Below are 9,756 nucleotides of genomic sequence, written 5' to 3' on the forward strand. Positions count from 1 at the left end.
CCAGCACCTCGGCCGCGCCGGGGCAGTCGGGCCGGCAGCGCTGGCCCTCCGGGCCAGCGAGGATCGCAACGGCAATGAGGGCATGACGGTCGCGTCCGCGTTGGCTGCAGCGCTGGCCCCCCGGGGCCAGCGAGGATCGCAACGAACGGCTGGTCTACCCGGACGGCCGGATGATCCCGCAGCGCTGGCCTTCCAGGGCCAGCGAGCACTGCAATAACTTCTATTAGTCCAGGCCAGGGGCATCATGCAGGGCTGGCCTCTGCTCGGGCGAAGGTCGTGACCATCGCCCTTCGTGTAACCTTATTGTGATGGATGTAGGTGGTGCTGTTCCGCCGTAGGGGACGCGCTTATAGGCGTCAGGGCTGACCGTGTGGACGATCCCATGTGCACATCCGGCACCCGTACCGGTCTTTGCGGCTGGTGAGAGTCTTACGTTCTGCCGTGGGTGTCCCGAGTGTTGCCGATTCACTTCATGGGAGGTCTTTTAGTATTGCATATACAGCGATAGCGCCTGAGGTCAGCAGTGCCAAAGAGCTTGCCGTCAAGGTTCGGATCAGTTTCTGGGCGTTTTGAGTGTGCTTCTTGTCGGAGATCGCGTACCCGAACCACCCGTGTGGATGGGGTGGTGTCGGGTCTGAGGCATCGGGTCGGGCGTCCGGTTCGTCGTGGGCTCCCCGGTGGGGTGGTCTGAGTCGACTATCGGTCGTCGCCGGGAGTGGTCGTTCTTGGCATGGGTGCCTCCTGGCGGTGTGGGGTGGTCGGCTCGTTGTTGCAGGTGGTGGTATGGGGCGGCGACGGTACTGGAGAAGCCGGGTCAGCTGCAACCTTGAGTCGTGCTCACTTACTACGGGCAGCTAGGACACAACAAGAACTTTGGTTGTGTGGTTTGTCGTAGCGCCGTCCTGTCGGGTGGTGGGGATCGCAACTTGTTCTGTCCGTCTGCTCGTCGATCTTGAGTGATGGTTATCCGTCGGGGGCGGCCTGAGGGCTGCCTCCGACGGATGCTGCTCCATTCGAGTGATCTCGGCAGTGGAACGAGTCGGGGCTCCGGTTTTTGTCGGTGGTCATCTCTAGCCTCGCGTCGTTCGTCGGGGGACGACGATGTGAAAGGGTTTCACGGTGTGGGCGCATAGTCCTAGCCCTGTGTCAGGTCAGTGGCACGGGTTGGCCGAGCATGTCCGTTCGACGGCGCGGTCGGCCCGTATTTTTGCGGCTCCGTTCGGTGCGGGTGAGTTGGCGTGGAGTTTGGGTCTGGTACATGACGCCGGTAAGTGCGCGGTGGATTGGCAGGACAAGTTGGCGCGGGTCGCGCCGACGGGTGGTCGGGTGGGGATCGACCATAAACGTGTCGGTGCGTTGTTGGTGCGTGGGCGGGCGCTCGCGGCGGCGATGGCGGTGTTGGGTCACCACGGCGGGCTCGGTCGGGTGCAGTCGCTGCACGCCCTGGCTCCGGAGGCCGGGGACGCCGACACGCTGGAGCGGTTCTTCGCCGAGGTTCCCGAGGCCAGGGCGTTGGCTACCGGGCCCGAGCTGGTGCCGTCGGCGTGGTCGGAGTCGGAACTGGTCGCGGAGATGGGGATCCGCATGGTGTTCTCGGCGTTGGTCGACGCCGACCACCTCGACACCGCCGCTCATGCCGAGGGACTGACCGGTCCTCGTGTCGCTGCTCCTGCGGACATGGACGAGCTGGTCCGCCGGTTCGAGACCAACCGTCTGGCTCTCCTGGACAAGCGCGGCAAGACCAACGCTCCGTCCGAGGTGGATGGCGTGCGTGCCGCGTTGTACGAGGACGCGGTGCGGTTGGCGCTGGGGGAGTCGGGGATCTACCGGCTTCCGGCGCCCACGGGCTCCGGTAAGACGATGACCGCGGCGGGGTTCGCGTTGCACCACGCCGCCCGGCACGGCAAGGCACGGGTGATCGTGGCGGTGCCGTTCACGACGATCACCGAGCAGAACGCGGGCGTCTACCGGGACCTGCTCGGTGACGAGGTGGTGCTGGAGCACCACTCGAACGCCGAGCTGGACGACCGGCGGCTGCGGCTGGCGGCGGAGAACTGGGACAGGCCGTTCGTGGTGACCACGACGGTGCAGTTGTTCGACTCGCTGTTCGGACACAAGCCTGCCCGGTCACGCAAGCTGCACCGCCTGTCCAACGCGGTGCTGGTGCTGGACGAGGTGCAGGCGCTGCCGATGCCGTTGCTGGTGCCGATCCTGGACGCGTTGCGGGTGCTGTCCACGCACTTCAAGACCACGGTGCTGCTGGCCTCGGCCACCCAGCCCAGCTTTGAACACCTGCGGGTGTGGGAGTCGCTGGACGTCAAGCCGTTGGTGCAGGCCCCGGTGGAGCTGTTCACCCGGCTCAAGCGGGTGCGCTACGAGTGGCGGATCGATCCGCAGCCGACCCTGGAACAGGTCGCCGACCGGATCGCGGGGGAGAGGCAGGCGCTGGCGATCGTCAACACCGTCGGTCAGGCCCGCCGGTTGTTCCGGCTGGTCGCCGAACGGGCGGACGTCGAGGTGGTGCACCTGTCGACGCGGATGTGCCCGCGGCACCGCGAGACGACCTTGGAGCGGGTCCGCGTGCTGCTGGACGAGGACAAGCCGGTGCTGGTCGTGTCGACCCAGCTCGTCGAGGCGGGGGTGGACGTGGACTTCCCTGTGGTGTTCCGTGCCCTGGCCCCGGCGGAGTCGTTGCAGCAGGCGGCGGGGCGGGCCAACCGGGAGGGCCGGCTGCCCGGTCTGGGACGGGTGGTGGTGTTCGACGCCTCCGACGCTCCGGTGCCGCGGTTCTACCGGGCGGGGGTGGATAAGACCCTGTCGATCTTCGGGCCGGGACGGGACCCGGACGATCCGGTGCTGCTGGACCGGTACTACCGCTCGCTCTACACCGGGTTGAACCTCGACGAGGCGGAACGAGGCCGGGTGATCCAGTGGCACCGGGCCGAACTGGACTTCCCGGCTGTGGCCCACGGCCCGGAACGCGACGGCGCCGGCTCGCCGCGCGACCGCCGGTTGGCCTTCCGGATGATCGACGAGGACCCGGTGACGGTGATCGTCACCGGGCACGACCCGCAGGCGCGGGTGGCCGACATGATCGACGAGCTGCGCACCGGTACAGGGGCGTTGGGGCAGGTGCTGCGTGAGCTGCGCGGCCACATGGTGTCGCTGCCCCGCGTGGTGGCCGAGGCGCCGCACGTGCGGGCGCTGTGCCGGCCGGTGATCGCCGGCCAGGGCGACCTGTGGGAGTGGCAGGGCGACTACGACGCCCGTGTCGGGGTGGACGAGGAAGCAATCGGAGAGGACACGGTGTGGTGAACCTTGAACTGCGCAGGTCGGCGGCGGGCGCGCCGCCGGTGGTCGTGCAGGTGTGGGGGGAGGCGGCGCTGTTCACGCGTCCGGAGCTGAAGGTCGAGCGGGTTTCCTACCCGGTGATGACGCCGTCCGCGGCGGTCGGGGTGCTGGAGTCGATCTATTGGAAGCCGCAGTTCCGGTGGGAGGTGGTGGCCATCGAGGTGCTGGCGGAGATCAAGCAGTTCACCCAGCGCCGCAACGAGACCACCGACCTGGCCTCCCTGGCCGACGCGGCCTCCGGGCGTCGCCGCATCAACACGGTGGCCAACCGGGTGCAGCGCAACGCCGTGTGCCTGCGCGACGTCGCCTACCGCATCCACGCCCACGCCGTGCCCAAGCAGATCTCGGACAAGCCGGAGGCCGCCTACCGGGACCAGTTCCGCCGCCGCGTCACCCGCGGCAGCTGCTTCTCCCAGCCCTACCTCGGCGTCCGCGAGTTCAGCGCCTTCTTCGGCGACCCCGACGACCGGCCCGCCCAGCCGATCACCGACAAGCTCGGACTGATGCTGCACTCGGTGGACCACTCGACCACACCGCCCTCGTTCACCTGGTTCGACGCGGAACTGGTCGACGGTGTGCTCACCGTCCCCGAGCAGGGCATCCCCGCCACCGGGGCCGCCTGATGCTGGTCAAACGACTGGTCGACCACGCCGCCCAGGACCCGTCGGCCAAGCCGTTCCACCGCGCGCTGCGCTTCGACCTGGAGCTGCGCCTCACCGCCGACGGAGCCCTGGCCGGCCAAGGACTGGAATCGCTGGTGGCGCCTGATGCGGCCGGACGGCCACGCGGCGCCGAGCACACCGTGCCCGCGGTGGTCCGCACCGTCGGCGTGGCCCCCCACCTCGCCGCCGACGACGTCCAGTACGTGCTGGGCTGGGCCGACGCCGACAGCAAACCGCACCGGGTCCGGCAGTGCCACGAGGCGTTCGTCGACCTGACCCGGCGCTGGGCCGACAGCCCCGAGGGACGCGACGACCCCATCGCCCACGCCGTCGCCTCCTTCTACGCCTCCGGTGCGCCGGCGGACATGACGCCCGACCCGGCTGTGGCCTCCAAACAACGGGTCCTGATCACCGTCGACGGCACGTCCGTCTACCGCGCGCCCTCGGTCGCGTCGTTCTGGGCCGCCGAGGTCGCCCGCCGCAAAGGCGGTGGTCGCGAAGGGCTGTGCCTGGTGTGCGGCAGGACCGGCCCGCTGCTGGACACCCTGCCCGGCAAAGTCCCCGCCCGCCTGGTTCCCAGGGCCTCCAACGACGCGGCACTGGTCAGCATCAACGAACGCGTCTTCGGCTACGACCTGACCACACAGCTGACCTGCTCCCCGATCTGCATCACCTGCGGCGAAGGACTCTCCGCCGGCCTGGTCCGCGTCCTGAACTCACCCGACACCGCCTCCTTCGGCGGCCAGGACAGCCGACTGGCCTGGTGGGTCACCAACCCGGTCAAACGCAACCCCATGAGGCTCATCCTCGGCGCCGACCCGCACCAGGTGGCCGACCTCATCCGCTCCATCCGCACCGGCAGCAGACCCCGCGAGGTCGACAAGACAAAGTTCTGCGCCCTGACCGTCGGGGGCAACATCGCCCGCGTCATGGTCCGCGACTGGCTGGAGATGCCACTGACGACGATGGAGGACAACGTCGCCTCCTGGTTCACCGACCTGGACATGGCCACCCTGCACCCCGGCGAACCCCAACGCCAGAGCCTGGAACGCCTCGTCCGCGTCACCGGCAGATGGCTGCGCACCGAGAAGCGCTACGCCTTCCTCGGCGCCAAGGGCGCCGACCGCCCCGACGGCGTGCAACGCGACCTGCTCCGCGCCGCGATGCGCGACATCCCCCTGCCGCCCTCCCTGCTGACCCACGTAATCAACCGGGTCCGCACCGACGGGCGCCTGGACACCCCGCGCGCCGCACTGATCCACCTGGCGCTGATGCGCTCGCCCCACACCCCGGAGAACCCCATGCCCGGACTCGACCCGACCAACACCGAGCCCGCCTACGTCGCCGGCCGCCTGTTCGCCGCCCTGGACGCCGTCCAACACGACGCCTTCGAAGGCAAACTCAACACCACCTACGCCAACCGCTTCTTCGCCGGAGCCGTCACCAACCCGCGCTCCGCCCTCATCGCCGGCCGCAAACTCGCCGACGCCTGGCTGCGCAAGTTCCGCGGCCCCCGCCGCGGCACCGGCGTCAACCACCGCCGCGACCTCGACGAACTGTTCGGCCTGCTCGACGCCGGCACCGGAATCCCCAGCCACGCCAACCCCGCCCAACAGGCCCTGTTCCTCCTCGGCTACCACCACCAACGAGCCCACCGGTTCAGCACCCTGCGCCGCCGCGCCGAACAACGCGCCGCCGGCACCACCCCCGACCAAACCGCCCCGGACCAGACCACCCCCGACCACACCGCTGTCGACGCCGCCCAGGAGATCCCCGCATGACCACCCAGCCCCACCTCGACCCCACCGTTCGCCACGACATGGTCTTCCTGTTCGACGTCACCGACGGCAACCCCAACGGCGACCCCGACGCCGGCAACCGCCCCCGCACCGACGACGAGACCGGACAGGGCCTGGTCACCGACGTCGCGCTCAAGCGCAAGATCCGCGACACCCTCGCCCTCGCCGCGGGCGACGATCCCCGCTACGGCATCTTCGTGCAGGCCGGACACGCCCTCAACCCGCGCCTGGAAGCCTCCTACGAGGCCAACGGCCTCAAGCTCGACAGCAAAACCAAGATCAACCAGGAACAGGCCGACCAGGCCCGGGCCTGGCTCTGCGACCGCTACGTCGACATCCGCCTGTTCGGCGCCGTGCTCTCGGTCGGCAAGACCGGCGCCCTCGGCCAGGTCCGCGGCCCCCTCCAGGTCGGCATGGCCCGTAGCATCGACCCGATCGTCCCCGCCGACCACGCCATCACCCGCGTCACCCAGACCAAGCAGGAGGACATCGACAAGGGCGAGACCACCGAAATGGGCGGCAAGTGGACCGTCCCCTACGGCCTCTACCGCGTCGAGCTCTACTACTCCGCCACCCGCGGCACCCGCACCGGCGTGGACGTCAAGGACCTCGAACTGCTCTACCGCACCCTGGAGATGATGTTCGACCACGACCGCTCCGCCACCCGCGGCACCCTCACCCCCCGCGGCCTCTACGTCTTCACCCACCCCGACGCCTTCGGCGCCGCCCCCGCCCACCGCCTCACCGAACGCGTCACCGCCCTGCCCGCCCGGCCGCTCTCACCCGACGAGCCCACCACGCCCGCCGCCCCGCCCCGCGCGTTCGGCGACTACGTCGTCTCCGTCGACGACAACAACCTGCCCACCGGCGTCACCCTCACCAAGCTCATCGCCTGAGGCCCGACGCCGTGCACGACCGACCAGCCGACACCACGATCAGCATCCCGATCTCCGCACTGGAGCACCACGCCTACTGCCCCAGGCAGGCGGCGCTGATCCACCTCGACGGCTACTTCGAATCCAACATCGACACCGTCCGCGGCGACCTCGCCCACGCCGCCGTCGACAAGGCCGGGACGCGGAACGACCGCCGAGGACACAAGATCTGGCACTCGCTACCGGTGTGGAGCGACACGATCGGCGTGCACGGCGTCTGCGACACCGTCCAGTTCACCGACGACGGACCCACACCCGTCGAACACAAATCAGGCCGCTACCACCCCGGCGGCCCGGCCGACCTGCAAGTCGCCGCCCAGGTCATCTGCCTGCGCGAGATGTTCGCGGCGCCGGTCCCGCACGGAGTCGTCTTCTCCGGGCGGGACCGGCGCCGCCACGAGGTCCTCGTCGACGAGGACAAGGTCGCCCGCACCGCCCGCGCGGTCCGAGCACTGCTCCAGGACGGCGTTCTCCCGCCGCCGGTCAACGACAGGCGATGCCACCGCTGCTCACTACGGCCCGGCTGCCTACCCGAAGCCGCCACCACACCCGGGAGCGCCGACCTGTTCACCCCACGCTCCGACGGAGACTGGCTTGACTGAACTCCTGCGCACCCTGTTCGCCACCACCCCGGGCACCAGCCTGCACCTCGACGGCGACGCCCTGCGCATCGCACACCCCGACAAGCCGGGACGCCACCTCCTGCCTCTCGTGCGCCTGGACCACATCGTCGCCTGGAACGGCGTCTCCCTGACCGACGACCTGCTCCACCGCTGCGCCGCCGACGGCCGCTCCATCACCTGGGTCACCCGCAACGGCCGATTCCTCGCCCGCACCAGCGGACCCCACACCGGCAACCCCCACCTCCGACTCGCCCAAGTCCGCATCCACGACAACCCCGAACCACGACTCCACCTCGCCAAGAGCTTCATCGCGGGCAAGCTGCACAACTACCGACAACTCCTGCTCCGCGCCGCCAGGGACACCACCGAGGCCAGACAGCAACGCCTGCGCGACACAGCTCAGGACCACGCCCAAGCCCTCACCCAACTCGCCGAAGCCACCACCCTGTCCCAAACCCTGGGCATCGAAGGCCAAGCCGCCCGCACCTACTTCCAAGCACTCGACCAACTCGCACCCGGCGTGGCCACCGGCCGAACCCGCAGACCACCCACCGACCCCGTCAACTGCCTGCTCTCCTTCGGCTACGGCATGCTCCGCGTCTCCGTCCAGGGCGCCCTCGAACAAGTCGGACTCGACCCCTTCATCGGCTACCTCCACGGCATCCGGCCAGGCAAACCGGCACTCGCACTCGACCTCATGGAAGAACTGCGACCACTACTGGTCGACCGCCTCGTGCTCACCCTGTTCAACCGCGGACAGATCACCGACCGACACACCGAAACCCTGCCCGGCGGCGCCGTCCAACTCACCGAGGACGGACGCAAGACCTTCCTCGAACACTGGAGCAAAGCCCGCGAGCGGACCTGGCCACACGCCCACCTCGGACGCGACATCCCCGCAGCGCTCATCCCCCTCGTCCAGGCACGCCTGCTCACCCGCCACCTCCGCGGAACAACCGACACCTACCAACCCTGGACGATCACCTGATGGAACTGCTCATCACCTACGACGTCAACACCACCACACCCGAAGGCGAACGCCGCCTGCGCCAAGTCGCCAAAATCTGTGAAGGCATCGGCCACAGGGTCCAGAAATCGGTCTTCGAAGTCGTCTGCACCCCATCCCAGAGGCTGCACCTCGAAGCACGCCTCCAGGCCACCATCGACGCCAGCCGCGACTCGGTACGCGTCTACCACCTCGACCGCGGTACCTTCGGCGGCGCCAAACACCTCGGAGCAGCCGTCGACGCGGCACACCACGATCCTCTGATCATCTAGACGAAGCCGCCGCTCCCACTTCGGAACCCCAAACGTGTGCCAACACGCCGCGAGGTTCCGAACTTCATTACGGCGTGTCATCCCACTAGTTGGAACTGAGCGCAGCCGCGCCTACCTGCGAAGAACGCAGTCGCTGTTCATGCAGCGCAGCGCCAGCCCTCCGGGGCTGGCGAGGATCGCAACTCGATGTCGCCGTCGTCGAGCGTGGTGGACCCGGCGGCAGCGCCAGCCCTCCGGGGCTGGCGAGGATCGCAACGCGGAAGACCAGACGGACAACACGTTTCGCCCCATCGCAGCGCCAGCCCTCCGGGGCTGGCGAGGATCGCAACTGCTCGCGCAGCGCGTCGGACACCGCCTTGCCCGCAGCAGCGCCAGCCCTCCGGGGCTGGCGAGGATCGCAACACGAAGGGTCCGTCTCGCGCGGAGCGGGCTGCGTGCAGCGCCAGCCCTCCAGGGCTGGCGAGGATCGCAACCACTGGGCCACCGAAGGCGAACCCGTCCGCCTCGCGCAGCGCCATCCCTCTGGGACTGGCGAGGATCGCAACTCACCGGCGCCGCCGGGTTCCCAGTAGCCGGGCCGGGCAGCGCCAGCCCTCCGGGACTGGCGAGGATCGCAACCTGACCGCACTGCGCGGGTCCTACGTCGCCAGCGGCAGCGCTGGCCCCCAGGGCCAGCGAGGATCGCAACGACCTGTACGCCTACCTGGCCGAGCAGGACGTCGAGCAGCGCTGGCCCTCCAGGGCCAGCGAGGATCGCAACTTCGGGCTGGGTGGTCGGGTGGAGCAACTCGCGACCGCAGCGTCAGCCCTCCGGGACTGGCGAGGATCGCAAAGTGCTGTATGTGTTCACCCGCCGGTCGGCGTGGTGCGGCGCCAGCTCTCTGGGGTTGGCGAGGATCGTAACGGGAGCAGATCGGCTTGGACGAGGAATCGAAGATACGAACCTGATATTGGGTCGAAAGTGTTCGGTTGCCTACACGATGGCGTAGCGGACGTGCGGTGCCTGGAAGTAGCTGCGGACGATGCGAGGCTGGGTCTGCTGCACGAGTAGGTGACAGCGGTAGTCACGCAGCCTGGCTGGCTGGCGTGGTCATGATTGCTTCGAATT

The 9,756-nt window shown here is 69.0% G+C and carries 7 protein-coding genes and 1 CRISPR repeat array; all 7 genes read left to right on the forward strand.

Annotated elements, in window-relative coordinates; all coding sequences use genetic code 11:
• Window positions 1–1,143: 1,143 nt before the first annotated feature.
• Genes cas3 through cas2 form a run of 7 tightly spaced genes read left to right on the forward strand, consistent with a single transcriptional unit; the run spans window position 1,144 to window position 8,648 of the window.
• Window positions 1,144–3,315, forward strand: a complete 2,172-nt coding sequence (gene cas3, locus ACFP3R_RS37200) for a CRISPR-associated helicase Cas3' (RefSeq protein WP_380643688.1) — start codon at window positions 1,144–1,146, stop codon at window positions 3,313–3,315.
• Window positions 3,309–3,974 (forward strand): type I-C CRISPR-associated protein Cas5c, encoded by a 666-nt coding sequence (gene cas5c, locus ACFP3R_RS37205; protein WP_380643690.1) that lies wholly within the window; start codon window positions 3,309–3,311, stop codon window positions 3,972–3,974. The genes cas3 and cas5c overlap by 7 nt, the downstream gene beginning before the upstream one ends.
• Entirely contained in the window at window positions 3,974–5,794 is a 1,821-nt protein-coding gene (gene cas8c, locus ACFP3R_RS37210) for a type I-C CRISPR-associated protein Cas8c/Csd1 (protein WP_380643692.1), read from the forward strand. The genes cas5c and cas8c overlap by 1 nt, the downstream gene beginning before the upstream one ends.
• The gene (gene cas7c / locus ACFP3R_RS37215) at window positions 5,791–6,708 is read left to right on the forward strand and encodes a type I-C CRISPR-associated protein Cas7/Csd2 (protein ID WP_380643694.1); all 918 of its coding nucleotides are present in this window, start codon (window positions 5,791–5,793) and stop codon (window positions 6,706–6,708) included. Before cas8c ends, cas7c begins: the two co-directional genes overlap by 4 nt.
• Before the next feature lie 11 nt (window positions 6,709–6,719).
• Complete coding sequence (gene cas4, locus ACFP3R_RS37220) at window positions 6,720–7,349, forward strand: CRISPR-associated protein Cas4 (RefSeq protein ID WP_380643695.1); 630 nt, start codon at window positions 6,720–6,722, stop codon at window positions 7,347–7,349.
• On the forward strand, window positions 7,342–8,358 hold the full coding sequence (gene cas1c / locus ACFP3R_RS37225; RefSeq protein WP_380643698.1) for a type I-C CRISPR-associated endonuclease Cas1c: 1,017 nt from the start codon (window positions 7,342–7,344) through the stop codon (window positions 8,356–8,358). Before cas4 ends, cas1c begins: the two co-directional genes overlap by 8 nt.
• Window positions 8,358–8,648, forward strand: coding sequence for a CRISPR-associated endonuclease Cas2 (gene cas2, locus ACFP3R_RS37230; RefSeq protein WP_380643700.1), 291 nt, complete (start codon window positions 8,358–8,360; stop codon window positions 8,646–8,648). The genes cas1c and cas2 overlap by 1 nt, the downstream gene beginning before the upstream one ends.
• Window positions 8,649–8,794: 146 nt before the next feature.
• Window positions 8,795–9,267: a CRISPR direct-repeat array (repeat unit 37 nt; unit sequence GCAGCGCCAGCCCTCCGGGGCTGGCGAGGATCGCAAC).
• The last annotated feature ends 489 nt before the right edge of the window (window positions 9,268–9,756 follow it).

Source organism: Saccharothrix lopnurensis (assembly GCF_042658445.1).
Lineage (GTDB): Bacteria > Actinomycetota > Actinomycetes > Mycobacteriales > Pseudonocardiaceae > Actinosynnema > Actinosynnema lopnurensis.